17 protein-coding genes and 1 tRNA gene are annotated in these 25,006 nt (G+C 69.4%); 6 read left to right on the top strand and 12 right to left on the bottom strand.

Annotated features, from left to right (window positions below; translation table 11 throughout):
* Positions 1 to 36: 36 nt before the first annotated feature.
* The 5 genes from BSZ36_RS16505 to BSZ36_RS16525 form a co-directional block, all read right to left on the bottom strand.
* Positions 37 to 783 (bottom strand): electron transfer flavoprotein subunit beta/FixA family protein, encoded by a 747-nt coding sequence (locus tag BSZ36_RS16505; protein WP_094550945.1) that lies wholly within the window; start codon positions 781 to 783, stop codon positions 37 to 39.
* A gap of 89 nt (positions 784 to 872) precedes the next feature.
* A complete protein-coding gene (locus tag BSZ36_RS16510; protein WP_094550947.1) occupies positions 873 to 1,592 on the bottom strand; it encodes a hypothetical protein in 720 nt (239 codons plus the stop codon).
* Between the two features lie 63 nt (positions 1,593 to 1,655).
* Positions 1,656 to 2,705 carry a TolB-like translocation protein gene (locus BSZ36_RS16515; protein WP_094550949.1) on the bottom strand — a complete coding sequence of 350 codons (1,050 nt, stop codon included), beginning with the start codon at positions 2,703 to 2,705 and terminating at the stop codon, positions 1,656 to 1,658.
* Positions 2,706 to 2,908: 203 nt separating this feature from the next.
* Entirely contained in the window at positions 2,909 to 5,779 is a 2,871-nt protein-coding gene (gcvP, locus tag BSZ36_RS16520) for an aminomethyl-transferring glycine dehydrogenase (protein ID WP_094550951.1), read from the bottom strand.
* Between the two features lie 120 nt (positions 5,780 to 5,899).
* Positions 5,900 to 7,882 (bottom strand): serine hydrolase, encoded by a 1,983-nt coding sequence (locus BSZ36_RS16525; protein ID WP_094550953.1) that lies wholly within the window; start codon positions 7,880 to 7,882, stop codon positions 5,900 to 5,902.
* 132 nt (positions 7,883 to 8,014) lie between these two features.
* On the opposite strand from BSZ36_RS16525, the gene BSZ36_RS16530 reads away from it, so the two are divergent.
* Positions 8,015 to 8,088: transfer RNA gene (locus BSZ36_RS16530), tRNA-Lys, on the top strand.
* A gap of 61 nt (positions 8,089 to 8,149) precedes the next feature.
* On the opposite strand, the gene clpP is transcribed toward BSZ36_RS16530, so the two are convergent.
* Complete coding sequence (clpP, locus tag BSZ36_RS16535; RefSeq protein ID WP_094550955.1) at positions 8,150 to 8,881, bottom strand: ATP-dependent Clp endopeptidase proteolytic subunit ClpP; 732 nt, start codon at positions 8,879 to 8,881, stop codon at positions 8,150 to 8,152.
* Positions 8,882 to 9,102: 221 nt separating this feature from the next.
* Between clpP and BSZ36_RS16540 the strand changes: the two genes are divergently transcribed.
* Positions 9,103 to 10,989 carry a MutS-related protein gene (locus BSZ36_RS16540; RefSeq protein ID WP_094550958.1) on the top strand — a complete coding sequence of 629 codons (1,887 nt, stop codon included), beginning with the start codon at positions 9,103 to 9,105 and terminating at the stop codon, positions 10,987 to 10,989.
* Positions 10,990 to 11,037: 48 nt separating this feature from the next.
* On the opposite strand, the gene BSZ36_RS16545 is transcribed toward BSZ36_RS16540, so the two are convergent.
* Positions 11,038 to 11,742: a lipase family alpha/beta hydrolase gene (locus BSZ36_RS16545; protein WP_094550960.1), complete on the bottom strand. Its 705-nt coding sequence runs from the start codon at positions 11,740 to 11,742 to the stop codon at positions 11,038 to 11,040.
* Between the two features lie 119 nt (positions 11,743 to 11,861).
* On the bottom strand, positions 11,862 to 13,196 hold the full coding sequence (tig, locus tag BSZ36_RS16550; protein ID WP_179271238.1) for a trigger factor: 1,335 nt from the start codon (positions 13,194 to 13,196) through the stop codon (positions 11,862 to 11,864).
* A 226-nt stretch (positions 13,197 to 13,422) separates the two neighbouring features.
* Here tig and BSZ36_RS16555 point away from each other — a divergent pair, with 226 nt between their 5' ends.
* The 3 genes from BSZ36_RS16555 to BSZ36_RS16565 all read left to right on the top strand — a co-directional run bounded on the left by BSZ36_RS16555 (position 13,423) and on the right by BSZ36_RS16565 (position 16,654).
* The gene (locus BSZ36_RS16555) at positions 13,423 to 14,655 is read left to right on the top strand and encodes a serpin family protein (RefSeq protein ID WP_094550964.1); all 1,233 of its coding nucleotides are present in this window, start codon (positions 13,423 to 13,425) and stop codon (positions 14,653 to 14,655) included.
* A 74-nt stretch (positions 14,656 to 14,729) separates the two neighbouring features.
* Positions 14,730 to 15,272, top strand: a complete 543-nt coding sequence (locus tag BSZ36_RS16560) for an RNA polymerase sigma factor (RefSeq protein WP_094550966.1) — start codon at positions 14,730 to 14,732, stop codon at positions 15,270 to 15,272.
* On the top strand, positions 15,269 to 16,654 hold the full coding sequence (locus BSZ36_RS16565; protein WP_094550968.1) for a porin family protein: 1,386 nt from the start codon (positions 15,269 to 15,271) through the stop codon (positions 16,652 to 16,654). Before BSZ36_RS16560 ends, BSZ36_RS16565 begins: the two co-directional genes overlap by 4 nt.
* Positions 16,655 to 16,670: 16 nt before the next feature.
* Here BSZ36_RS16565 and BSZ36_RS16570 read toward each other — a convergent pair whose 3' ends face one another.
* From BSZ36_RS16570 to BSZ36_RS16585, 4 genes are all read right to left on the bottom strand, one after another.
* The gene (locus BSZ36_RS16570) at positions 16,671 to 20,147 is read right to left on the bottom strand and encodes a peptidase MA family metallohydrolase (protein WP_094550970.1); all 3,477 of its coding nucleotides are present in this window, start codon (positions 20,145 to 20,147) and stop codon (positions 16,671 to 16,673) included.
* Positions 20,148 to 20,357: 210 nt separating this feature from the next.
* Positions 20,358 to 21,665, bottom strand: coding sequence for an aminotransferase class I/II-fold pyridoxal phosphate-dependent enzyme (locus tag BSZ36_RS16575; protein WP_094550972.1), 1,308 nt, complete (start codon positions 21,663 to 21,665; stop codon positions 20,358 to 20,360).
* 250 nt (positions 21,666 to 21,915) lie between these two features.
* On the bottom strand, positions 21,916 to 23,244 hold the full coding sequence (locus BSZ36_RS16580) for an ABC transporter permease (RefSeq protein WP_094550974.1): 1,329 nt from the start codon (positions 23,242 to 23,244) through the stop codon (positions 21,916 to 21,918).
* 75 nt (positions 23,245 to 23,319) lie between these two features.
* Complete coding sequence (locus tag BSZ36_RS16585; RefSeq protein ID WP_179271239.1) at positions 23,320 to 24,249, bottom strand: ATP-binding cassette domain-containing protein; 930 nt, start codon at positions 24,247 to 24,249, stop codon at positions 23,320 to 23,322.
* Positions 24,250 to 24,395: 146 nt separating this feature from the next.
* On the opposite strand from BSZ36_RS16585, the gene BSZ36_RS16590 reads away from it, so the two are divergent.
* Positions 24,396 to 24,992 carry a hypothetical protein gene (locus BSZ36_RS16590; RefSeq protein WP_218827717.1) on the top strand — a complete coding sequence of 199 codons (597 nt, stop codon included), beginning with the start codon at positions 24,396 to 24,398 and terminating at the stop codon, positions 24,990 to 24,992.
* Positions 24,993 to 25,006: the final 14 nt, after the last annotated feature.

Raw genomic sequence — 25,006 nt, forward strand, 5'->3', positions numbered from 1 at the left:
CGCCGTACCCGGCACCCTGTACCTCGTACCCAAAACTCAGATGGCGCGGGCTTCGTCGGCGAGCAGGCGGACGAGTTCGCGGGCGACCGCTGCGGGCTCGTCGCCGTCGACGGTTTTGCCGGGCTCGCGCGAGGGCGGGTTCGCGTATCCGGTGGTCTTCACGCGCACGCCAGAGGCCTCGACGGCCTTCGTCTCGACGGGCTTGCGCTTGCTCGCCATGATCCCCTTGAGGTTGGGGATGCGCGGGTCGTTCATGTCGTTGGAGCACGTCACCAAGCCCGGCGTGGGCAGCGCGATGACCTCCTGCCCCTTGTCACCCTGGCGCGTCACGACGAGCGTGTCGGCCTCTTGCGCGAGACCGACGGCGTTGGTGACGTACGGCAGGGCGAGCGCCTCGGCGAGCATGCCGCCGACGAGCCCAGCGTCGGTGTCCTGCGACTGCTTGCCGAGGAGAACTGCGTCGTGGCCGCCGTCGCGCAAGTGGTCCGCCAGAAGCCGGACGACGGCGGCGGAGTCCAACTCGGCGTCGGTCACGAGGTGCGTGCCGCTGTCGGCGCCCATCGCGAGGGCCTTGCGGATGGTCTCGGATGCCTTCTCGGGGCCCACGAGGACGACGTCAACCTCGCCGCCAGAGGCCTCCTTCAGCACGAGTGCGGCCTCGACGGCGCTCGCGGCGTAGGCATCGAGCACGACGCGCCCGGCGTCGAGCACGAGCTGGCCGTCGCGCACCTGGGAGGGAGCGGCGACGTCGGGGACCTGGTTGATGCAGACGGCGAAGCGCATCGGAGTTCTAAGCGTGTGGGGCCGTGATGGTACCGAGGCGCGGGTGTTTCCGCCACGAAAACAGTGTGGCCTCTGGCGCCAGAGGCGCCTTAGCGGCGGTACAGGACAAGCGTCTCGCCACCGCCAGGTGTCTGGATTTTCGCGCTTGCGTCGTGCAGATCCAGACGCGAAACCCGAAAGAGCGTCGTGACCGATCCGCTCGCGGGGTCCTCGAACTCCGTCTCGTACACCAGCAGGTATGGCCCGAGCACGCGGTACGCCAGAGGATCGCCGTATCCAACGAGGACGGTGCCGTCGGCGCGGAAACGGAACGGGAGGTCGAAGACGACGCCGGCGTTGTCGGTCATCTCCACCGTGATCCAGTCGCCGAGAAGCGCCTCTGGCGGGTCTAGCGCCGCTGCGCGCGCATAGACGCTGCCGGTCCGCACGCCGAGAGGATCCGTCTGGCCGATGACCAGCGAGTCGTTCAGAACGTCGATGTGGACGGACACGCCGTCTTCCGTGGCCAGCGAGTCACCGCGGAGCTGGTAGGGCACCGTTGACTCGGAGCCCTGCAAATCTCCTTTGTTCCAGTTCAGCGCCGTGGTCGTGATCGTGGAGTCGGTGATCGCGAAGTGCAGGTAGAGCGTCGCGAACGCCGGGCCTCCGTCTTCGGCCACGATCTGTTGGCCGTGCTCGTCATAGACGGTGTGGGCCACGCTGTCCGCGCTGGCCCAGTCGCCCACGATCTGCTCCGCCAGAGACACATTTTGGCCTCTGACGCCAGAGGTCGTGAGAAGGAGGGCGGTCAGGATCAGGAGCGTGCGCATCGCCAGAGGCTACGCACGGAGCGCGGCGTTGGTGTGCCGCCAGAGGCCTCTGGCGCGACGGCTCTAGCGGAGGGGCAGCGAAGCGGTGCTGACCCAGAACGGCGCGTACGGGTTGACGAGGCGGCCGTCTACGTCAGGCTTTTGCGGGACGCCGGGCCTCGGGCGGCTGCTGGTGAACAGCAGGGCGTCGCCGCCGGGCAGGAGTTCAGGCGAGCCCTCGCCGCTGGCGGAGTTCACGCCCGGTCCGAGGTTGACGGGCTCTGTCCACGTCCCATCGTCTCGCCGGGTGGATGCGTACAGGTCAGAGCCGCCCAGACCACCGGGACGCGTGGAGGCGAAGATCAGCGTCCGGCCGTCCGCGAGAAAGACGCCGCCAGACTCGTCGTACCGCGAGTTCACGGGGGCAGGGAGCAGCTCCGGCGCCGAGAGGCCGTTCTCGTCAGAGGCCGCGAGGTACAGGTCGCGTCCGCCGCCGCCGTCGTCGCGCCGCTCGGTCCAGAACAGCAGCGAGCCGTCGGGCGCAATGCGCGGGCCGGTCTCGTTGTGGACGTAGCCGATGCGGAGGTTCTCGGCCGTCTTGGGCCGGTTCACGTCGGGTGCGTCAACGGGCTCCAACGGCGTCCACTGAACCGTCCCGTTGGGGGCGTCGGGGAGGCGGCGCCCCCGCCAGAGGTCGAAGTCGGCCGTCTGTAGCGAGTCCGCAACGCCGGTGTGGCCCGCGTGAGGCTTCGCGAACGAGAGCCAGAACGACTGCCCGTCCGGTGCCACATGCGGCCAGTCCACGCGCCACCCCACGGTCTCGGCGACCGGCGCCAGAGGCGTCCACGCGCCGTCCACGAACCGGCTGGTCACGAGCCGCTGCATGGTGCGCGGCGACGGCTGGTCCCACACAACGGCGTACATCGTTCGGCGGTCGGGCGTGAGCGTGGCCGTGAGCGCCCAGGTGTTCGCGGCAAACAGGCCGGGCAGGAAGGGCTCGGCGCGGGCGGGCGGGGTCCCGAGCGAGACGGTGTCCGCGGGCACCTCGCCAGAGGCGACCGGCGCGGTCTCTGGCGAAGGCTGGCAACCGGAGGTGAGGAGCAGCGCCGCGAGGAGCAGGGAGACGACAGACATCGGAGAGGCGAGAGGTGCGATGCCAGGATCTCACCCATCCGGCCGCACCACAACTGCGATGCGGCGAGCGGAGACACCGCACCGCCGGACGGCTCTACCGCACGGCGAGACGTGGCCTCTGGCGGGAGAGCCGTCGCCTCGCCGGAGGCGACGGACCCTTCGCGCATGTCGCCAGAGGCCTCTGGCACGCTTCGCCTCTGGCGCTACGCCGCCTCCTCGGCGTAGTCCTCCATCGGCGGGCAGGAGCAGACGAGGTTGCGGTCGCCCCACGCGTTGTCCACGCGGCCGACGGTCGGCCAGAACTTGGCGTCGCGGGACCACGCGGCCGGGTAGGCGGCCTGCTGGCGGGAGTACGGGTGGCTCCACTCGTCGGCGGTGACCTCGGCGGCGGTGTGGGGCGCCATCTTGAGGACGTTGTCTTCGGCGTCGGCGGTGCCCAGCTCCAGCTCCTGGATCTCCGTCCGGATCGCGATCATGGCATCGCAGAAGCGGTCGAGTTCGGCCTTGGGCTCGCTCTCGGTCGGCTCCACCATCAGCGTGCCCGTCACGGGCCAGCTCATCGTGGGCGCGTGGAAGCCGTAGTCGATGAGGCGCTTCGCGATGTCCTCGGCGCCGACGCCAGAGGCCTGGAAGGGGCGCACGTCGAGGATGAATTCGTGCGCGCTGAGGCCGCCGGGCCCGCGGTAAAGCACGTCGTAGTGGCCGTCGAGCCGCTTCGCCATGTAGTTGGCGTTCAGGATGGCGACCTGAGACGACATCTTGAGGCCTCTGGCGCCGAGCATCGCGCAGTAGGCCCACGAGATGAGGAGCACGAGCGCGCTGCCATAGGGCGCCGCGGCGACGGGGCCTGTGGCCTGATCGCCGCCGGTCGTCACGACCGGGTGGCCGGGGAGGAACGGCGCCAGCTTCTCCACCACGCCGATGGGGCCCATGCCGGGGCCGCCGCCGCCGTGCGGGATGGCGAACGTTTTGTGCAGGTTGAGGTGGCACACGTCCATGCCGAAGTCGCCCGGGCGGCAGAGGCCGACCATCGCGTTCATGTTGGCGCCGTCCATGTAGACGAGACCGCCCGCGTCGTGGACGATGTCGGCGATCTCGCGGATCGTCGTCTCGAACACGCCGTGCGTGCTCGGGTACGTGATCATAAGTGCCGCGAGCGTGTCCCTATGCTTCTCCGCCTTCGCGCGGAGGTCGTCGAGGTCGATGTTGCCGTTCTCCAGCACCTTGACGGGGACCACGTTCATACCGCACATGACGGCGCTGGCCGGGTTCGTACCGTGCGCACTCGTCGGGATGAGGCAGGCCATGCGCTGCGTGTCGCCCTGCGCGAGGTGGTAGGCGCGGATCGCCAGAAGCCCCGTGTACTCGCCCATCGCGCCCGAGTTGGGCTGGAGCGAGACGCTGTGGAAGCCGGTGATCTCCGCGAGCCACGTCTGAAGCTCGGAGATAACGGCGTGGTAGCCTTTCGCCTGATCCTCTGGCGCGAACGGGTGCAGGTCCGAGAAGCCCGGCATCGTGATCGGCATCATCTCCGCCGTCGCGTTGAGCTTCATCGTGCACGAGCCCAGCGGGATCATGCTGTGGACGAGCGAGAGGTCGCGGTTCTCCAGCTTCTTGAGGTAACGCAGCATCTCGTGCTCGCTGCGGTAACTGTGGAACGTCGGGTGCTCCATAAACGCGGTCTCGCGCGCCAGAGGCCCCTCGTAGCCCTCGGGCGCCGAGTCCGTGTCGAGGTCGGCGCCGAAGAGAGCCGCCAAGTCGCGCAGATCCTCTGGCGTGACCGTCTGGTCGAGCGCGATGCCGAGGTCGCCGTTGTCGTAGGCGCGGAGGTTGATGCCGAACTCCTCGCGTGCTCGCGCCAGAATGTCCTGGAGGTTTGCGCCCGTGACGCCTGCCACAATGCGGATCGTGTCGAACACGTCGCCAGAGGCCACGATGTAGCCCGCGCTCTCGATCGCGTTGGCGAGGGTCTTGGTCGCGCGGTGGACGCGCTCGGCGATCTCGGTCAGGCCGTCTGGCCCGTGGTAGACCGCGTAGAACCCGGCCACGTTCGCCAGGAGCACCTGCGCCGTGCAGATGTTGCTCGTCGCCTTCTCGCGGCGGATGTGCTGCTCGCGGGTCTGGAGCGCCATGCGGAGCGCCGTATCGCCGTGGCGGTCCTGGCTCACGCCGATGATGCGGCCGGGGATCTTGCGCTTGAAGTCCTCGGTCGTCGCGAAGAACGCCGCGTGCGGGCCGCCGAAGCCCATCGGCACGCCGAAGCGCTGGCTGCTGCCGACCGCCACGTCCGCGCCCCACTCGCCAGGGGCCTCCAAGAGGGTCAGCGCGAGGAGGTCCGTCGCCACCGCCAGAAGCCCGCCCGCCTCGTGGATGCGGTCCGCGAAGTCCTTGTAGTCGACCACCTCGCCGTCGGTCGTCGGGTACTGCACGAGCGCGCCGACGCACGAGGCCTCTGGCGCGAACGCCGCCCAGTCGCCCACCTCGACGGTGATGCCCTGGGGCTCGGCGCGCTGCTGCACGACCGCGATGGTCTGCGGGTGGCAGCGCGCGTCCACGAAGAAGAGGTCGCGCTCGCCACGGGCGGCGCCGAAGAACATCGTCATCGCCTCGGCTGCGGCCGTGCCCTCGTCGAGCAGCGATGCGTTGGCGACCGGCAGGCCGGTCAGGTCCGCGACGGCGGTCTGGAAGTTGAGAAGCGCTTCCAACCGGCCCTGCGCGATCTCGGCCTGGTAGGGCGTGTACTGCGTGTACCAGCCCGGATTCTCCAGCACGTTGCGCAGGATCACGGGCGGCGTCACCGTCCCGTAGTAGCCCATGCCGATAAACGAGCGCATGGTCTCGTTCTGCTCGGCGCGCTCGCGCGCCAGCGCCAGAAGCTGTTGTTCGGTCAGCGGCGCGGGCAGATCCAAGTCGCCATCCATCCGAATACCGTCCGGCACGGCCTTGTCGACGAGCGCGTCGAGGGAGTCGAAACCGAGCAGGTCGAGCATCGCCTGCCGGTCCTCTGGCGAGGGCCCGAGGTGGCGGTCGGCGAAGCGGTCCGTGGGGGCGAGGAGGCGGTCGAGGGCGTCCATTCTCAGGCGAGGCAGCAGGTGGAGAGGGAGGCTACGCCCACCCGCCGAACAGTGCCCCCGCCTCACAACCTTTTCGCCTCTGGCGCGGGTGCGCCAGAGGCCCGGTGGCTTCTCGCGGAGCTACGGCGTCTCCACCTTGGCGAACCACACGTCGCGCGTGCGGCCGCTGCCTGCGCGGAAGCCCGTTACAGCGCCCGAGTCGTCGCGTTCGAAATCGACCGTCGCGATGGGGAAGCCGCCGGTGAAGTCGTCCCCGGTGCTGTGGGCCAGCGTGACCGGCTCCTCGAAGCGGCGGTGGACCAGGTGCAGCTCGTCGCCGTCCACCTCGACAGTGTAGAACGTCTCCATCTCCTCGCTGAAGTAGCGGCCGGCGTAGTCCGCCAGAGGCGCGGGCTCGGCGGCCTCGTCGGGCAGGCGCGTGGCGGGGTGGTCGCCGCCCTGGTGGAGCGTGATCGTCGGGACGGTGCCGTCGTCGGCGACGTTGAACGTCACGCTTGCGGGCACCACGCGGAGCTCGAAGGTCTCGGCGGAGATGGGGAAGATCTCGACCTCGGACTGGCCGGTGGCCTGGGTGAAGTAGCGGCCGTCCTCGCGGCGGAAGGTGAGGATAAAGCCGGGCATCTCCTCCAACTCGTATCGCCCCGCGTAGGCGTCGAACGTCTCGGGGTCGAAGCTCTCCGGGTCGAAGTCCTCGCCAGAGGCCGCTGGCGCGTCGGCCTCGTCCTCTGGCGTGAAGTGGTCGGCGAAGAAGGCGTTTGCGACCTGCGCCACTGCGTTGGGAATGCTTGGCGTGTTGCTGAGCACGATGATTCCGCTCTCGATGTCCGGCATGTAGCCGAAGTCCGAGCGGTGCGCCATGTCGGCGCCGCCGTGCTGGAAGCGCCGCTGCCCGCGCACCTCATCGATAAAGAGGCCAAAGCCGTAGTCCGTCGTGTCGCCAGAGGCCAGCACGTACGGCGTCGTCATCTGCGCGATGACGCGCTCGCCGCCGAGGCGGGCCGTGCGGTAGTTGTCCATCCACTTCGCGAGGTCGGGCGCGGTGGAGTAGATGCCGCCGGCGCCCATCGCGCCGCCGAGGTCCGGCACCTCGTCCCAGCCGCCTCCTTCGGCGGCGGTGTAGCCGCTGGCGCGGCCGGGGATGATCGTCGTGGGCGATTCGCGGACGTAGGTGTTCTCCATGCCGAGCGGGAGGAAGACGTTGGCGCGCATCCAGTCCGGGAAGCTCTCCTCCGTCACGCGCTCCACGACCGTCGCCAGAAGCGCGAAGGCGGTGTTGTTGTAGTTCCACTCGGTTCCCGGCGTGTTCTGCAACTCGGTCTGGCGCTGGACGAGCGAGATGATCTCGTGGCGCTCGATCGCCAAGGGGGCCACGCCGCTCATCGCGAGGGCGTTGAGGAACTCGCGGTAGCCGCTCGTGTGGGTGAGGAGGTGGCGGATGGTGACCGTCGCGCCGAGGTCCGGGAGTTCGGGGATGTGCGCGCGGATGTCGTCGTCCAGGCCCAGCTCGCCCCGCTCCGCCAGAAGCGCGATCGCGAAGGCGGTGAACTGCTTCGACGTGGAGCCGATGTTGGTCGGCGTGTCCAGCGTGTACGGGATGCCGTAGGTAAGGCTCGCCATGCCGTACGGCTTCGCAAAGACCAGCTCGCCGCGCTCCACGATTGCGACGACCACGCCGGGCGAGTCGTCGCTGTCGAGCACGGCGTACTGCTGGTCCACAATGGCCTCTGGCGCCGTGGCCACGGGCTCGGAGCGGAGGATCTCCAGCGCGTAGGTGCCCTTGGCGTTCTCGAACGGCGTGACGGTGATCGTGTAGACGCCAGAGGCCTCACTCACGAACTGGAACGGGTCGGTGCCTCTGGCGGACTCGTCGAACTCGCCGACGGCCTCGCCGTCCGGTCCGGTGACGGTCACGACAACGTCGGCGTCGACCTGCACGGCGCGGCCGAGCACGAACTGGTCGGCGTCGAGCGCGAGGGTGTAGGCGTCCGAGTCGCCAGAGGCGGTGGTGCCCTCGGCGGGCTGGCCAGGCACGAGGGCCTCTTGCGCGGCTGCGCCGCCAGAGGCGAGCGCGAGGAGGAGGGCGAGGGTGTAGCGAGGCGTCATGTGGGGTGAGGAAGAGTCCGGCCTCTGTTCGGATGCGCGGCCCCGATGTTTCGCCCGCGGCGCTCGGGAACGCCGCCAGTTTCATCGTCGCTCCGCTTGGAAGCCGTCCGGCGCGCTCGGTACCTTGCTGGTGCCCCTATAGCTCAGTTGGTTAGAGCAGCGGACTCTTAATCCGCGTGTCGCTGGTTCGAATCCAGCTGGGGGCACACAGGAAAGGCCTCTGGCGCAACCGCCAGAGGCCTTCTTTTTTTGGGCATGCGCCAGAGGCTACACGTCGTCGACGGTCTCGTCGATCTGGTCGTCGAGGTCCTTGGCGGGCTCGCCGTGGCCTGGCCCGAGGACGACGTCGATCAGGCCGAACTCCTTGGCCTCGACGGGGCTCATGAAGTTGTCCCGGTCCGTCCGCTCCTCGATGGTCTCGACGGTCTGGCCGGTGTGGTGCGCGAGGACCTCGTTGAGGCGCTGCTTGATGTAGAGGATCTCCTTGGCCTGGATCTCGATGTCCGAGGCCTGGCCCTGCGCGCCAGAGGACGGCTGGTGGATCATGATGCGGGAGTTGGGGAGCGCCGCGCGCTTGCCCTTCGCGCCGCCGGCCAGGAAGACGGAGCCCATGCTCGCCGCGAGGCCGACGCAGATCGTCGCCACGTCGGGCTTGACGAACTGCATGGTGTCGTAGACGGCCATGCCGGAGTACACCGCGCCGCCGGGCGAGTTGATGTACAGGTTGATGTCCTTGTCCGGGTCGTCAGCGGCGAGGAAGAGCAGCTGGGCAACGGCGAGGTTGGCCGTCTGGTCGTTGACCTGCGTGCCGAAGAGGACGATGCGGTCCTTGAGCAGGCGCGAGAAGATGTCGAACGAGCGCTCGCCGCGCGTCGTCTGCTCGATCACCATCGGCACGAGCGCGTTGATGGGCGCGGCCTCTTGCGGGCCGGAGTAGATGCCGCCGGGCAGGCTCGTGATGCCTTTGGCGAAGGTGACGAAGTCGCTGATCTGGGACATTTTCGGGGTCGGGTGTGTCGGTGACAAGTTCGCGTCCTCGCACCCGGCGCGCCGCGCCACGGTTCCGAAACCGCGCGACGGGGAGATTCGGCCAGGGAAGGGGACCAGACGGGTGCCCACGGCGCCGTCCATTCGCCAGCCCGCGCCTCTGGCGGCTCCCTGCGCCTCTGGCGCCAGAGGCGCGCGTGCAACCGGGAGCGGGCGCGGCGCGTCCCGGCACGATGCACGCTGATCGCCTCCCCGACCTCCTCCAGCGGCTCGACCGCCATGCCGCCTCGCTGCGGCAGACGAGCCTCCGCTTTTCCCGCCTCCGCCTCGCGGCCGCCCTCGGCGGCATCGGCCTCGCGCTGGCGCTTGGCGGGACGGTCGGGCCTCTAGCGGGCTGGCTCACCGCGCTGGGCACGATCCTCGTGTTCAGTGTCCTCGTGCGCTTCCACGACCGCGTGGAGGTGGCGCTCAAGCGGAACCGGCTCTGGCGGACGCTTCAGGCGCGGCACCTCGCGCGCGTGACGTTGGACTGGGACGCGCTCGGCCCGGCGCCGGCGCCCGCGCCGCCCGGCCACGCGTTCGCGTCGGACCTGGACGTGGTGGGGCCGCGCTCGCTTTTGCACCTGCTGGACACGACGGGGACGGCGGGCGCCCGCACCCGCCTCCGCGGCTGGCTCCTGGCGTCCGTCCCCGACGCCGACGCGGGGCGCCTCCGCCAGCGCCGCGTCCGCGCCCTCGTGCCGCGCCGCCGTTTGCGCGACCGCCTCGCGCTGCTCGCCCATACCGCCAGCGGCTCGGCCGACGCGCGCTGGAGCGACGCGTCGCTCCGGACCTGGCTGGACGCGCCAGAGGCCGACGGCTCCGTCCGCACCTGGGCGCTCGTGCTGGGCTCGCTCGCCGCGCTAACGGCGATCCTCATCGTGATCGCGATTATCGGTGGCCCGTCGCTGTGGGGCTACTCGTTCGTGGTGTACCTGCTGCTGTACGTCTCGCGCTACGCGGCCTTTTCCGAGGTCTTCGACCGCGCCTACGACTTGCAGCACGGGCTTGCGCAGATCGCGCCGATGCTGGACTTCGCGGAGGCGGACGGAGCGCGCCGCGACCCCGACCTCGCGCCGTTGTGGGAGCCTCTGGCGGGCGAGAGCGCGCCGAGCCGGCACCTCAAGCGGCTGGACCGGATCGCGTCGGCCGCGGCGGTGACGCGCAACGACGTGGGCCGCGTGGTCATCAACGCGATCCTGCCCTACGACCTGCTGCTCACGCTCGCGCTGAACCGGCTGCGGACGGAATTCGCGCGCCTGCTCCCGCCGTGGCTGGACGCCGTCTACGAGATCGAGGCGCTGGGCGCGCTCGCCGCCGCCTATGACTTCCGCCGCGAGGCCACCGCGTTCCCCGACCTCTCGCCTCTGGCGCCAGAGGCCTCGGGCGCGCCGCCGCTTTTCCGTGCGGCCGATCTCCGGCACCCGCTCCTGCCGCTCGGCGGAGCGCGTGGCAACGAGATTGAGCTAGGCGCGGGGGAGGTCATCCTCGTGACCGGCTCCAACATGTCGGGCAAGAGCACCTTTCTCCGCTCCATCGGCGTGGCGAGCGTGCTGGGATGGGCCGGCGGGCCCGTCTGGGCCGAGTCGGCATCGTTGCGGCCGCTGCGGCCGTTCGCGTCCATGCGCATCGGCGACGTGCTCCAGGAAGGCCTCTCCACCTTCTACGCCGAAGTCAAGCGCCTCAAGGCGCTGCTGGACTCCGTCGAGACGCCCGCGGATCGGCGTCCGGGGCAGGTGCCGGCCTCTGGCGAGAGCGCGGAGGCCGTGCCGTCGCTCGTGCTGATCGACGAGATGCTGCGCGGCACGAACAATCGCGAGCGGCTGGCGGGTGCGCAAGCCATCGTGCGGGCGCTCGCGGGCGCTCACGCCACGTCTCTCGTCGCCACGCACGACCTCGCGCTGGCGGATCTGGAGCAGGAGGACGCGCGCGTCAGCAACGCGCACTTCCGCGAGGAGGCCGAGGGCGACCGCCTCGCCTTCGATTACCTCTTGCGTCCCGGCCCGTGCCCCACCACGAACGCGCTCATCATCATGCACCGCGCGGGCCTGCCGGTGGTGCTGGAGCCCGCGACGGGATAAGAGGGGAGGCGCCAGAGGCGCCCGGATCATAGCCTCTGGCGCCAGAGGCTACTGGTCCCCCTCTGCTTCGCACCCTGCCGTCGCGCCTGTTCGGAGAAAGCAGGCGGTCATCCGCGCCACGGACGGCTTCGTCATGATGAACGTGTGGCCGGACGCCACCACAACGTGCTCGGCCTCGCCCTCAAGGTGGCTTTCCTCCAGGCTCACCTTGCCGTCGCGGTCTCCCGCGATGACGGCGATCTCGACGGCCTCTGGCGGGGGCATCGCCGCGACGGTGCTGTTCTCGGTCTTGAGTTCGGTGATCGGCCGCAGCATCCAGCCGACCCATTTCGAGAGCCGGTCGGCGGTCTCGGAGCCTTGGTTCGGCGGTGCCATCATGACCACGCGGCCCAGGTGCTCGGGCCGCTCGTCCTCAATCAACTGCCGCACCACGATCCCGCCCAGACTGTGCGTCACGAAGTGCACCTGTGCGGGCGGGTTCGCCTCCGTCTCGCGCTCTAGAACGGCGTTCAGGTCTCCCGCGATGGTCTCGATGTCCGGACCAAAGCTGTCGTAGCCGTAGTTGAGCGTGCGGAAGCCCTGCTGGCGGAGGCGAAGCTCCATCGGCACCATGGAGAACTGGCTGCGGCCCATGCCGTGCACGAGGACGACCAACTCGCGCGGGGCCTCTGGCGCGAGGCCGCGCGGCGCGCAGCCGCTGAGGGCGAGCGCGAGAAGCGCGACGGAAAGAACGCGGATTCGGGGGCGGGTCATAACGGGAAGAATAGCCTCTGGCGTCACGGGCCTTTGGCGCCAGAGGCCTAAACGGAACGCGCCCGTCTACCGAAGCAGACGGGCGCGGGTTGCGGTCGCCAGAGGCGGCGCGTGTCCGCCTACTCGCCAGAGGTCTTCTCGGCCTCCAGGTCCTCGCGGCTCTTCTCTACGATCTCGAAGCGCTTGCCGAGCGACTCGAAGACGCGCTGGTTGAGAAGGTGGTCGCCCATCTGCTGCATCATCTGCGGCTGCTGGGTAAAGAAGCCCTTCATCATCTCGATGTCGCCGTCCTCGCCCGCGATGCGTGCAAACTCGGCGTCGAAGTCCTCGTTCGTGACTTCCAGGCCTTCCTCTTCCACGAGCTTGTCCTTGACGAGCAACCAGCGGACCTGCTTTTCAGCCTGCTCGCGGTTCTGCTCGCGGAACGCCTCCACGTCGAAGCCGGCGGGGAGCTGCTTGTTGGGCTGCTTCTCGCGGATCTCTTCCAGCGAGGCGTCCAGGGCGGCGTCGCTCAGGACTTCGGGGATGGCGAAGGGGTGCGCGTCCACGAACGCCTCCACCATCTTGGACTCCATGTTCTGGCGCGCGCGGCGGTTCCAGTTCTCCTCCAGCTCGTTGCGGGCCTCCTCGCGGAGCCCGTCCACGGTCTCCTGCTTGCCGGAGGTGTGCTCCTTGACCCACTCGTCGGTCATCTCGGGGATGTCGCGGCGCTGCACGGTCTGGACCGTGATCTGGTAGCGGTCCACGTGCTCGTCGTGGTCCAGCTCCTCGTCCTCCTCGTGCTCGTGGGGGAACTCGACGATGAACTCGTCGCCAGAGGTTTTGCCGATCAGGCCGTCCTTGAGCTCGGGGCGGAGGTCGGGGTTGGCGAGGACGATCTGCGCGTCGCTCTGCTTCGGGCCGGAGGGCTCGTCCTCGGCGTTGACGGGCTGGATGTCCACAATGGCGACGTGGTCGGCGGTCAGCGCCGTGCCTTCGGGCTCGTCTTCGAGCGTGGCCGCGAGGTCGCGGCGGCGCTCCAGGTCGGCCTCGATGTCCTCGTCGGTGAACGTCCGCACGAGGCGCGTGACCGGCACGCCGCTCATCTCGGCGAGCTCGAACTGCGGCTTGACGCCGAAGCGGACTTCCGCCTTCAGCTCCGCGTCCTTGTCGTCCACGTCGAAGTCCATGTCCACCAGACGCGGCTGGCCGATGGGGTCGTAGGACTCGTTCTCCACGACGGCCGTCCGGTAGGCCTCGCCGATGGCCGCCTCGGCGACCTGCACGGCGACCTGCTGGCCCACCATCTTGCGGACGACGCCCATGGGCACCTTGCCGGGGCGGAAGCCCTTGAGGCTGATCTGGGCGCGCTCTTTCTTGAGCGCATCGGTGATCTGTTCCTGGATCTCGTCGGTCGGGACGACGATGTCGAGGGCGTAATCGACCTCGGAGAGTTCGCGGACGTCGGTCTGCATCGGTTTCGGCGCGGGGTGTTTAAGCACAGAGGCGCGGCCCGCTGAGGAGCCACGCCCGTGGTACCGAAAAACTAGGGGATAGGATCTCGCCCGGCGGTGAGGATGCCGGGAATCGGGCCTCTGGCGAGAGGGAGGGGCCGCTGGCGCCAGAGGCCGCTGCAGCGCGGCGCGCGCGGGCTCCGTACGGGGAGGGACACCCTTCCGGCGCGGCCCCGCGCCTCCGCACATGCGACTCCTCCTCGCCCTCTTCCTCCTCGCGCCGCTGGCGGCGTGCGACCTCGCCGGAGAGGACGCGCCCCAGGACCCCACGCCCATCGCGCTCTCGCCTCTGGCGAAAGACCTCGTGGACCAGGGCAACAGCTTCGGCGTGGCGCTTTTCGCCGAAACCGCCGCCGAGGACGACGGCAACCTCATGCTCTCGCCGCTGAGCGCGAGCGTGGCGCTGACGATGCTGATGAACGGCGCCTCTGGCGACACCTATGACCAGATCCACGCGATGCTCGGGCTCGCGCCAGAGGCCGACCTGGACGCCGTCAACGCGGCCTACGCCGATCTCCGCGAGCAACTCCTGGAGGCCGATCCCGACGTGCAGTTCACGCTCGCCAACGCCCTGTTCCACAACTCGAACGTCACCGACGGCTTCCCGCTGGAGGCGCCGTTCCTCGCCGCGCTGCGCGGCCCGTTCGAGGCGCGCGTGGACGGCCTGGACTTTTTCGCGCCAGAGGCGCTCAGGACGATCAACGGCTGGGCCGCGGACCAGACCAACGACCGCGTCGAGACCGTGCTGAGCGAGTTGGACCCGGACCTCGTGCTGCTGCTCATGAACGCGCTCTACTTCAAGGGCGACTGGTCCACGCCGTTCAAAGAGGAGAACACGCGGCCCGCCGCGTTCACGCTCGCCTCTGGCGAGACCGTGCAGGCGCCGACGATGCACGGCGGCGTGCAGGCGCTCTTGGCCTCTGGCGACGGCTACACCGCGCTGGAGATGCCCTACGGCCGCCGCAACTTCTCAATGGTGGTCCTCACGCCAGAGGCGGGCTCGCTCGCGGATTTCGGCGCCGCGCTCCGCGGCGGCCTCTGGCGCGACGCGACGGCGGCCCTGGACGCGCAAGAGGTCTTCTACAAGGTGGACGTGGCGCTCCCGCGCTTCTCCTTCGAGACCGACAAGACACTCAACGGTACGCTGGAGGCGCTGGGCATGACCGACGCCTTCGGGCCGCGGGCGGACCTCTCGCGCATCCAGGCGCAACTCTCGATGGTGGTCAGCTTCGTGAAGCAGAACACGTTCGTGGAGGTCAACGAGGAGGGGACGGAAGCCGCGGCCGTGACGACGGTCGGCGTGACGGCGACCTCGCTCGGCCCGCAGTTCTCCGCCGACCGGCCGTTCGTGTTCGCCATCCGCGAGCGCACGACGAACACGCTCCTCTTTATCGGGCAGGTCGCCGATCCCACCTCGTGAGCCGGTTCCGCCAGAGGCCGCTGGGGACATCCCAGCGCCTCGCCTCGCTTCTGGCGCGCCCCTAGGTTGCGCGCGTGCCCACCGAGCGAGATCTCATCCACGGCTGCAAGCAGCAGCACCCCCCGAGCCAGGAGGCGTTGTACCGCCTCTACTGGTCGTTCGCCATGTCCGTCGCCCTCCGCTACGCCGCCTCTCGCGAGGACGCCCTCGAAGTCGCCCACGACGCGTTCGTCAAGGCGTTCGGCGCGATGGGCGATGTGGACCCGGGGCGGCCGTTCAAGCCGTGGTTCCGCCAGATCCTCGTCCGCTGCGCCATCGACCAGCACCGCTCCACGCGCCGTCACTACGCCACGCTCGCGCCCTCGGACGATCCGCCAGAGGCGCCGGTCCACGCCGATCAACTCGGCGCGCTGGAGACGGGTGAGATCCTCCAGCTTCTAGCGGAGTTGAGCGAGCCGCAGCGGGCCGTCTTCAACCTCTACGAAGTGGAGGGCTACTCGCACGACGAGATCGCGGGCCTCCTCGGCATCGCCGTCGGCACGTCGCGTTCGCACCTCACGCGCGCCCGCGCTCGGCTCCAGGCGCTCTACCACCACCACATCGGGACGCTCTCATGACCGACTTCGACGACCGTTTCGCGGACCGCGTGCGCGAGGCGTTCGACGCCTACGAGGAGCCCGTGGACGAGGCCGCGTGGGCGCGCACAAAAGCCGCACTCGCCTCTGGCGCCTCCGAGACGGGGCCGGCTGCCGTGCCCGTCGCCTCTGGCGCCGCACCGCGCCGTGCGGGGGACCGCTCGGCGGCCGCGCAACGCCCGCGTCGCGCGGTCTGGATCGGCGCCGCCGCGCTCGCCGCACTGATCCTGGCCGCTGGCGTCTGGACCGCCCGCCCCGGCCTCGCGCCAGAGGCCGAGGCGCCGGCCGTCGCCGTGGCGCAGCAGGAACCGGAGCCCGCGGCGGACGACCTCGCGCCAGAGGCCAGCGATTCCACCGAGCCTGCTTTCGCCGATCCTGCGCCCGCCTCTGGCGAGAGCGCTGCGGCGGTGGCGCCAGAGGCCTCGCGTGCGGCCCGCGGTCTCGCGCCGCGCCGTTCGGCCGCGCCTGTGGCCCCAGGTCCTGTTTCTCCCCGCACCCCAGCGCTTGCTCCTGAGCAGGCGGCCGGTATGGACGCGTCAGAGGTAGCCGTTGCGCTACCGCTTGTGAGAGAGGGCGCGGACGTGTCGCAAGAGGCCTCGGGCGCGAGACTTTCGCCAGAGGATGAGGATTTTTCTGTGGTGTCCCTGCCTTCCATCGTTGTCGCAGTGCCCAAGCCGGAGGTAAAAGTGGATCGGCTTGACGGGCCACTCCCTATGCGTCGCGTCTCGGAGGGGTTGAGCGTGACGGTGGCGTCTACGTCTGCACTCTCCGGCGGACAGTTTGCCGAAGGGCTGGGAGGCTCGGTGGGCGTCGTGCAGGAGTTCGCCGTCGCCAGAGGCCTCTCCGTCTCGGGCGGCGCACTCGCGGCGTACAACCGCTTCACCGTGGAGCCGAGCGGGAACGCGGCGCCTCTGGCGTTCCGGGACATCGCCGCGGACCCCTCGCTCTCGGTGAGCGTGCCGAGCCGGACGGAGTTCTCGACGCTCGCGCTGGAAATTCCGCTGGACGTGGGACTGGACGTGTTCCGCGCTGCCGGAGGCCGTGTCGGCGTTTCGGCCGGCGTGACCTCGGCGGTCTACCTCGCGCAGACGTTCCGGGAAGAGGGGCGGACGTACTCGGCTGGCGTGTCCAGCCCGAGCGGCGACGTTGCGACGTTCGAGGCGCAGGCGTACACCGCGAGCGACTCCCCGGGCCCGCTCAGCCGCATAGACCTAGCGCGGCAGCTCAACCTCGGGCTCCGCTTCACGTCCGACCGCTCGCCTCTGGCGGTGGAGGGCTACACGCGGCTCCCGCTCGGCGGGCTGACGTCGCAGGACCTGGACCTCACGACGGTCGGCGTGCGGCTCCGCATCGCGCTCCGCTAGCCTCTGGCGCCAGAGGCTAGAAGTCCACGCCGAAGGAGAAGTACACGCGGTTCTCCCCGAACTGGCGACCGTCGAAGGGCCACGCCCAGTCCACGCGGACGGGGTAGCCGAAGACGAGCGTGCGCAAGCCCACACCAGTCCCGATCAGGATGTCGTCGAACTCGCGCCGCGCGGGCTCGGTCACGTTGCCCTGCTCGTCGGTCTCGGCCGGGACGTCGCGCCACACGTCCAGCCCGCCAGAGGCGATAAAGCCGGCGTCCACGAAGCCGACCGTCTGGATGTTGTACAACGGCGCGAGCGGGATCGGGCCGGGGAGCAGCGCCGCCACGAGCGGCACGCGCGCCTCCAGGTTGGCGAGCGCGAACGAGTTGCCTTCAGCCTCGGAGTAGCCGTAACCGCGCAGCGGCAAGACGGGCGTCGCGAACATGAAGTCGTCCGGGTTGCGGACGGGCAGGCTGTTAAACGTGGGGTTGAGCCAGTTCTGCACGCCAGAGGCGTAGAAACGCTGGGGATCTGGGCCCAGCGAGACGCCGGAGCTGGCGCGGAGCGCGAACGCGTAGCCGGGACCGACGGACCAGTAGCGGCGGGCATCTACGAGCGCCGTCGCAAAGCTCACGTCGGGGCCAGGTGAGCCTGAAACGGACGCGGCGTAGCGCGTGCCGGAGCGTGGGCCGAGAAAGCCCGGGACGGTCGCATCGCGCGTGTAGGACAGTTGCGGCAGCGCGAAGACACGTCTCCGCGGCTGCGTGCCGATATCCGAAAGGTCCGCGAGCGAAACGCCGATGATGCCGACTTCGGCGTCCACGCGGCTGAACTTGCTGAGCGGGTAGCTGGCCTCCGCCGTGACGCCGTAGTTGCGGTAGCGGTAGACGGTCCGGTCGCGGAAGTCCGGGAGCTCTCGTGCGAGGTGGAAGGCGCGCACGCCCCAATCGGTCCGGCCGCGGAGGTTGGCGTAGGAGAGCAGGTAGTCCGAGTTGCGGAGGTCCAGGACAAGGTTCGTCGCGAGCCCGATGCGGTGCTCCCCGAGCACGTCGGAAAACAGCATCTGCGTCACGCTCTGCACGCCGAACACGGTGTCGTAGGCGCCAGCGGCGTACACGATGTCGGGCGAGAAGCGGAGCTTGTAGCGGCGCACGCGGAGACTGCCGTCGGGGTCCAGGTTGTCCTCTGGCGCGAAAGCGTCCGTCGCCGTCTCGAACTGAGCCTCGGCGGCCTGGTCGAACCCCTCGCCAAAGGTGTAGTCCCGGTAGCTGACCGTCGCCACGTCGAACGTGTCCGTGCTCGCGATGAGGTCCGGCTCGGGCCTCTGGCGCAGCGAGTCGCGGCGGGCAAGCGTGACCGCGATCAGCGAGTCGATGTTGGTGCCGATGGGCACGCCGGCGCGGTCGAGAACGTCGGGGTCGAAGTCCGCGAGGTCGGGCATCGGGAAGGCCTCGGGGCGCGTGCCCGGCTCGCGCGGCGGCCGTCCGTCGGCGGCGTCGCGGAGGATGGGGTTGCGCTCGCGGTTGCTCTGCGCGGCGATCTGGAGCGCGGGCGCGTTCTCGTCCGTCGTGCCCAGGCGGCGTTGCGCCCAGATCGTCGGCGCGAGCGTTTCGGGCAGGTCCTTGCGCGCCAGAGGCTCGCGGAGCAGGTACACGCTGGGCAGCCCGCGGTCTAGCGCGAGGACCACCGCGCGCGTGCCGTCGGCGGAGACGCTGAGGTCGGTGAAGCCGGTCTGGACGTTGCTCAGCGGGCGGTGGCCGCCTCCGGGCTCCAGGGCGTAGAGGTTGGGGACGCCGTTCTCGTCGGAGAGGAAGAGGATGGCCTCGCCAGAGGCCTCTGGCGAGGCGGGAGCGAGGTCCTCTCCGAACACCATGTCGGCACCCGAGGCTTCTGGCGCCAGAGGCTCAGGGAGTGGAGCCGCCGCGACGGGCGTCTGCGCGACGCGGGCGTGCGTCTGATCCCAGACCGGATCGCTCGTCAAGCGCTCGACCCGGCCGGGGCTCGCGACCTCGATGCGGTAGATGTCAAAAGCGCCGCGCCCGAGGGTGCGCGTGTCGAAGGTGCGGCTTTCGGCGCCAGAGGCGGTGACCTGGCCGGTGACGAGCTGGCCCGCGCGGTCGGAGTGGAAGACGAGGGCCGTCCCATCGGGCGTCCACGCGGGGGCGTGGTCGGCGTAGAGGTCGCGCGTGAGGTTCGTCGTCTCGCCAGAGGCGATGTCAACGATCCACAGGTCGGAGTGGGCCCCGGCAGTGCCTTCGAAGGCGAGGCGCGCGCCGTCCGGGCTCCACGCAACGGCCTGGATCGCATCCACGCCGGTCGGCCGTACGATCTCGCTCGCGCCAGAGGCCACGTCGACAAGCGCGATGGCGTCGGTCGCGCCGCTCTTGACGGCGACGGCGAGGCGCTGCCCGTCGGGGCTCCACGCCATGCCGGGCGTGAGGATGCGCAGGCTCTCAAAGCGCGGGTTGTCCTGCGCGTCCAGCACCTTTCGCAGGTTGGGCGAGCCGGCGGTCTCGGCCACCATCACATCGAACAGGCCGTCGCTCGTAGCGACGTACGCCACCTTGTCGCCCTGCGGCGAGAGAACGGGGCTCGCGTGGTAGCCCGCGCCGCCGCGCTCGCGCGTCGCCAGAGGCCGGGCCACGTCGCGGATGGCCTCTCGCGCGGCGACCTCAGGGAAGTAGACGGCTTTGAGCGTGCGGTGCCAGCGCTCGGAAAGCTCGTTGAGGGACAGGCCTGTGGCCCGGCGCACGGCGCCCGGCACGTTGCGCTGAAGGCGGACGCGCTCCAGGATCTCGGTGACCTTTTCCTGCCCGTACTCCTCGGCCACGAAGTCCCACACGCCCTGCCCGCCGCGATAGGCGAAGTAGCCGCTGAGGCGCGGGATGGGCGCGAGGTTGTCCTCCAAGACGGCGTCGCGGAGGTACATGTCCGAGTTGGTATCCCAGCCCTGCGCGCTGTATTCCGCGAGGCCCTCGTTGAACCACAACGGAATGGGGAAGCGAAGCCCGCGCTGCAAGAGGCTTTGGACGCTCCCGCCGTAGAACACGTCGTTGACAACCGCGTGGACGAGTTCGTGGTGGATCACACGCCGGAAGTCCCGCCAATCGCCCGTAAAGGGGATCGCGATGCGGTTCTTGTACAGCTCCGTCACGCCGCCGATGCCCTCGGCGTAGTCCGGAAGCTGCACCGCGTTCGTGACCGCGAAGTCGTTGTGCGAGGGGTAGACGAGAAAGGTGACGCGCTTGGCGAGGTCGTAGTTGAACGTCTCGGCGACCTCGCGATAGGCCTCCTCGGCGGCCTCGGCGGTAAACGCCGCGAGCACTTCGCCCGAGCCGGGCGCGTGGTCCCGCTCGAAGAAGTACACGTCGAAGTGCTCGCTCTGCACGTAGCGCCACGCGGGCGCGTCGTACTGCACGCGGTTCTTGCCGAAGGCGAAGTACTGCGCGCTCGCCTCTGGCGCCAGAGGCACGAGCGCGGCGAGCGCGAGCAGGGCGAGGCGGCGGAGCATGGCGGGGCCAGTAGGCAGTGGGGAGCGGCCAGTGGGGAGCAGGGCTCCAGCGCCAGAGGCCTGCTGCACGATAGGGTGGGCCCAACGCAGCGGCAAGGCGAATGCGTGCGGCCTTTGGCGCCCAATAGTCCCCCAACGAAAACCGCCTCTGGCGAGATGCCACCGGGCACCATCGACAGAGGCGGAGCGAAACGGCGCGGACGCCAGGGACTAGAACCCGCCCTCGAAGGCGTCCAGCGTGGGCATGTCCTCTTCCACGTGCGTCGGCGGCTCGGCGGGTGCGTAGGCCTCCCAGATTTCCTCGATCGCTCCGGCTAGCTCGGCGAGGTCTTCCTCGGTGTGGAGCGCGGAGAGGCTGATGCGGAAGCGCTGCTCGCTCGCGGGCACAACAGGCGCCTCCACGTGATTGACGAACAGGCCGCGGTCGTGGAACGCGTGCGCCATCGCGCGCACGTCGGCGCCGAGTGGGGCGGGGAGCGAGAAGATCGGCGTCACGCCAGAGGCCTCGAAGCCCATGCCCTGGAGCGTCTCGGCAAAGTTCGCCGCGTGGTCCATCAGGCGCGTGTGGATCTCGGGCTCGCTCTCCAGCACGTCCAGGCCCGCGATGACGGCGGCGCACACGGCGGAGGAGAGCGACGCGCTGAAGACGTGCGCCCGCGAGAAGTACCGGAGGTATTCCACGATGTCTCGGTTGGCCGCGATAAAGCCGCCGGAGACCGCGAATGACTTGGAGAACGTGCCGACGATGACGTCCACCTCCTTCGCCACGTCGAACATCGCGACGGTCCCGCGGCCGTTCGGCCCGGTCACGCCCGTTCCGTGCGCGTCGTCCACGATGAGCATCGCGTCGTGCTTGGTGCAGGTCTCAGCCACGCGGTCCAAACGCGCGACGTCTCCCGTCATGGAGTACACGCCCTCCACGCTTACGAACACATCGCGGTAGTCGCCGCGGACCTCGGCGAGCGTGGCGTCCAGCGCGCGGAGGTCCCGGTGGGGGAACGTGCGGCCCGGCACCTTGCCCAGCTTCAACCCGTCGATAAACGACGCGTGGCTGTGCGCGTCGTAGACCGCGAAGTCCTTGGAGGAGGGGAGGGCACTCATCAGGCCGACGTTGGCCGAGTAGCCGGTTCCGTAGAGGAGGGCCGCTTCCTGACCTTCGAGAGCAGCCAGCCGGTCCTGAAGCTCGCGCTGGAGCGGGCCGTGCCCGTTGAGCGCAGGGGGGCCGCCCACGCCTACTCCATACGTCGCGACCGCCTCCTGCACGCGCTTGACCACGACCGGGTGCGTCGCGAAGCCGAGGTAGTTGTTCGCGCCGAACATCCGCATCGGCCGGACCTCACCGGAGTAGTCGCGGACGGTGACCTCGCGGTCGGTTTCGGTCAGGACGTGGCGGTATTGGAGTCCGTCGATGTTTGCCGCGCGGTCTTCTCGGATGCGGTGAGCAAAGGTCGAGGTGCGTTTGGTGACCCCGTACTGGGTCCGGATGCGAAGCAAATCGCGATACGTCAGGGCGCTCACGGCGTGGTGTGGTGGGAATAGGGAGACGCTTCTGTATGCCCGGAAGGCCAATCAAAGCATCCGTAATGGCTTCGCTTCGTTGCGCAGCAGTTCTGCGGCAGCAATGCTCGGAGGCGCTCATGCGTCGCCTCCCTCGAGCCGCCCAACGACGGCTCAGCCAATCTTAAGCGCGGACACTTCGGGTGCCCCCTAAGCAAACACATTTTGACGCAAGCGGCATGTAATACACATCCACAACCGTCATATTTCTTCACCCAGCCTCCCTAATCCACCTGCCCAAGTCTTTAAAAGATGCCTTTTTGCCTGTCATCAAGATTCCCACGCGGTAGATCCGCGCCGCGAGCCACACCGCCCCGACAAAGCTTACGCCGAGCAGTGCCAGTGACGCGAGGACCTGCCACAGCGGGACGTCCGTGACCGCCATCCGAACCACCATAAGAATGGGCGAGGAGAGCGGGAACAGCGAGAGCGCCACCGCCAGAGGCGCCTCCGGCTGGTCCACCACGTAGGGCAGGAAGAGCAGCGGCACGATGATGGGGATGATGACCGGCACCTGGAGGCTCTGGGCGTCGGCCTCCGTGTCCACCATGCTGCCGACGGCCGCGAACAGGCTCGCGAAGAGGAGGTAGCCGCCGAGGAAGAAGAGCACGAACGCGACGAGGAGCCCCGGCGAGAGCACGGCCGCGATCGCAGCCGGGTCGAACGGGGCCTCTGGCGCGGCGGCGATCCCGCCGGCCGGCATCGCGCCCGTGGGGGACGCGCCAGAGGCGACGGCCTCGGGCCCGAGCACGAGGGCGAGGAGCGGTCCGGCAGCAGCGCTGATTCCGGCTAGGAGGACGCCCCACGAGATCAGCTGCACAAGCCCGACCGCGCCGATACCGACCACCTTGCCCATGAGGAGGTCGAACGGGCGCACGCTGGAGATCACGACCTCGACGATGCGGTTGGTCTTCTCCTCGATCACGCCGCGCATTACCATCGCGCCGTAAAGCAGGACGGCGACGTACACGAGCAGCCCGAGCACGTTAGCAATGAGGAAACCGATCTCGGCGCCGCCCGCGGCGTCCCCGGCGTCGCTTACGGTCACGAAGTCCAGCCGCGTGGGCGCGTCCAGCACGTCGAGCACGGCCTCTGGCGCGCCGGCGATCCGGGCGCGCTCGGCGCGGACGGCGCTGCGGACGGAGCCGCGGAGCTCGGCTTGGAGCGTGAGCCCGCCGCCAGAGGTGGAGAGGTAGCGCGCCGAGGCCTCGCCGGTCAGCAGCCCTTCGGGGAGGATGAGCAGCGCCGCGAGGTCACCGCGGAGGACGCGGGCGCGCAGACTGTCCTCTGGCGCCTCGGTGCGCGAGAAGACCACGCCCTCCGGTGCGTCCGCGCTGAGGGCTTCCGCGAGCCGGTTGGTGCCGTCAATGACGGCTACCTCGCGCGCCTCGTCCGGGCCGTCCGCGAACGCGATGGCGACAACGGGCACGATGACGACGGCCAGCATGAGGACGGGCGCGAGGACCGTCGTGGCGGCAAACCACTTGGAGCGCACGCGGCGCAAAAACTCGCTGCGGGCGACGAGAGCAATCGGGGACATCTCAAAAGGGGAAAGGCCTCTGGCGAGGGCGCGTGGGGCGTCGCCGTGAGCGCCAGAGGCGAGCAGGGAGCCGCCTCAGGCGGCGGGAGCGTTGTCCATGCCGCCAACGGCCTGGCGGAAGATCTCCGCCAGAGGCGGCTCGTGGAGCTCGAAGCGGTCCACGTCGGCGGAGCCGTCGAGCGCGGCGCGTAGCACGTCGCTGGGGGCCGTGCCGCTGGCGAGGCGCAGCATGGCGGCGGAGTGCGTGCGCGAGAGAACGCTAACGGCGCCAGAGGCCGAGAGCGCGTCTAGAAAGGCGCCGTCGCCGTCCCAGTGCAACGAGGCGGTGTCCTTGCCGAACTGCCGCTTGACATCGCGCAGCGAGCCAGAGAGGAGCACGCGGCCTCTGGCGATCAGGCAGAGGTCGTCACAGAGCTGCTCCACCTGCTCCATGCGGTGACTCGCGAACAGAACCGTCCGGCCGTCCGAGCGAAGCTCGGCGACGGTCTCCTGGAGAAGGTCGGCGTTGATGGGGTCGAGCCCACTAAACGGCTCGTCGAGGATGACGAGGTCCGGGCCGTGCATGACCGTCGCGACGAACTGGACCTTTTGCTGCATCCCCTTGGAGAGCTCCTCCACCTTTTTGCCATACCAACTGGCCGCGTCGAAGCGCTCCAGCCACTCGCGGGCGGAGCGCTCGGCGTCCCCCGCGCTCATGCCTTTAAGCCGCGCGAGGTAGACGAGCTGCTCGCCGACCTTCATCTTGCGGTACAGGCCGCGCTCCTCGGGGAGGTAGCCCATCCGCTTCTGCGTGGCGGCGCTGACGGGCTCGCCGCCGAGCGTCACGGTCCCGGAGTCCGGCGACGTGATGTGCGCGATCATCCGGATCGTCGAGGTCTTGCCCGCCCCGTTGGGGCCGAGCAGCCCGAAGAGCCGGCCCGGCTCGGCGGTGAATGAGACGCCGTCAACGGCCAGCGTTTGACCGTAGCGTTTGGTCACGTTTTCGAGACGCAGCACGGGGTCCATTTAAGATTGGGGGAGGCGAGGAACGGTCTGGGGCGTACGGTTTCCAACCTCTGGCGCGCACGCCAGAGGCCCCGCAAGCTAGCGGCGCCTCCCTTTCCCCTCCCGTCATGCCCCGATTCCGCCCCTCTTTCCTCGCTCTGGCTCTGGTGGCCTTCCTCTCCGCCGGCTGCGACACCGCCAACGATGACGACATCTTCGGCGAGTTCCGCGCCGATGTAACGGTGGATGGTGCGCGTGAGAACGCGCAGGACGACGACAACGAGACCGAGGAGGGCCGCCTCAAAGGCGAGGCCGTGTACACCGTTGTCGAGACCGAGCACGGCCAGGAGTTCGTCCTCGGCTTGTTCGTCGGCGACCTCTTCGATAGCCAGTACGACGAGTACCAGTTCATCTCTTTCCGCCGGAAAGGAGGCGTCCCGGGCGTTGGCGCGTACGCGGTGGAGGAGGACCCGCAGCGCTCCGGCGTGACCGCCAGCTACGCGAACGTGTTGGACGCGGACGAGTCCGATCTCAGCCTCGCCGAAGACGAGCGCGCCAGAGGCCCGCTGCTCTACGGCGTCGATGGCACGCTCGTGATCACCGAGGTCGATCCCGTCGGGGTCGTTTCCGGCAGCTTCCGCTTCGATGCGCGCGGCATCCAGGTGCAGAACACGAGCCGCTTCGTGGACGGCACCGCTGACGGCGAGTTCGTCGCGCGGTACGAGCGCCCGAGCCTGCTCCTCGGCCGCGGCCTGAACCTCTAGCGCCAGAGGCCTCT

Source organism: Rubricoccus marinus, assembly GCF_002257665.1.
Classification (GTDB): Bacteria; Bacteroidota; Rhodothermia; order Rhodothermales; family Rubricoccaceae; genus Rubricoccus; species Rubricoccus marinus.

Coding starts and splice junctions, on each gene's coding strand:
- tig (WP_179271238.1), bottom strand. CDS start 13,196: ATGCAGACCGACGTCCGCGAACTCTCCGAGGTCGATTACGCCCTCGAC.
- BSZ36_RS16505 (WP_094550945.1), bottom strand. CDS start 783: ATGCGCTTCGCCGTCTGCATCAACCAGGTCCCCGACGTCGCCGCTCCC.
- BSZ36_RS16540 (WP_094550958.1), top strand. CDS start 9,103: ATGCACGCTGATCGCCTCCCCGACCTCCTCCAGCGGCTCGACCGCCAT.
- BSZ36_RS16580 (WP_094550974.1), bottom strand. CDS start 23,244: ATGTCCCCGATTGCTCTCGTCGCCCGCAGCGAGTTTTTGCGCCGCGTG.
- BSZ36_RS16510 (WP_094550947.1), bottom strand. CDS start 1,592: ATGCGCACGCTCCTGATCCTGACCGCCCTCCTTCTCACGACCTCTGGC.
- gcvP (WP_094550951.1), bottom strand. CDS start 5,779: ATGGACGCCCTCGACCGCCTCCTCGCCCCCACGGACCGCTTCGCCGAC.
- BSZ36_RS16545 (WP_094550960.1), bottom strand. CDS start 11,742: ATGACCCGCCCCCGAATCCGCGTTCTTTCCGTCGCGCTTCTCGCGCTC.
- BSZ36_RS16570 (WP_094550970.1), bottom strand. CDS start 20,147: ATGCTCCGCCGCCTCGCCCTGCTCGCGCTCGCCGCGCTCGTGCCTCTG.
- BSZ36_RS16515 (WP_094550949.1), bottom strand. CDS start 2,705: ATGTCTGTCGTCTCCCTGCTCCTCGCGGCGCTGCTCCTCACCTCCGGT.
- BSZ36_RS16565 (WP_094550968.1), top strand. CDS start 15,269: ATGACCGACTTCGACGACCGTTTCGCGGACCGCGTGCGCGAGGCGTTC.
- BSZ36_RS16525 (WP_094550953.1), bottom strand. CDS start 7,882: ATGACGCCTCGCTACACCCTCGCCCTCCTCCTCGCGCTCGCCTCTGGC.
- BSZ36_RS16585 (WP_179271239.1), bottom strand. CDS start 24,249: ATGGACCCCGTGCTGCGTCTCGAAAACGTGACCAAACGCTACGGTCAA.
- BSZ36_RS16555 (WP_094550964.1), top strand. CDS start 13,423: ATGCGACTCCTCCTCGCCCTCTTCCTCCTCGCGCCGCTGGCGGCGTGC.
- clpP (WP_094550955.1), bottom strand. CDS start 8,881: ATGTCCCAGATCAGCGACTTCGTCACCTTCGCCAAAGGCATCACGAGC.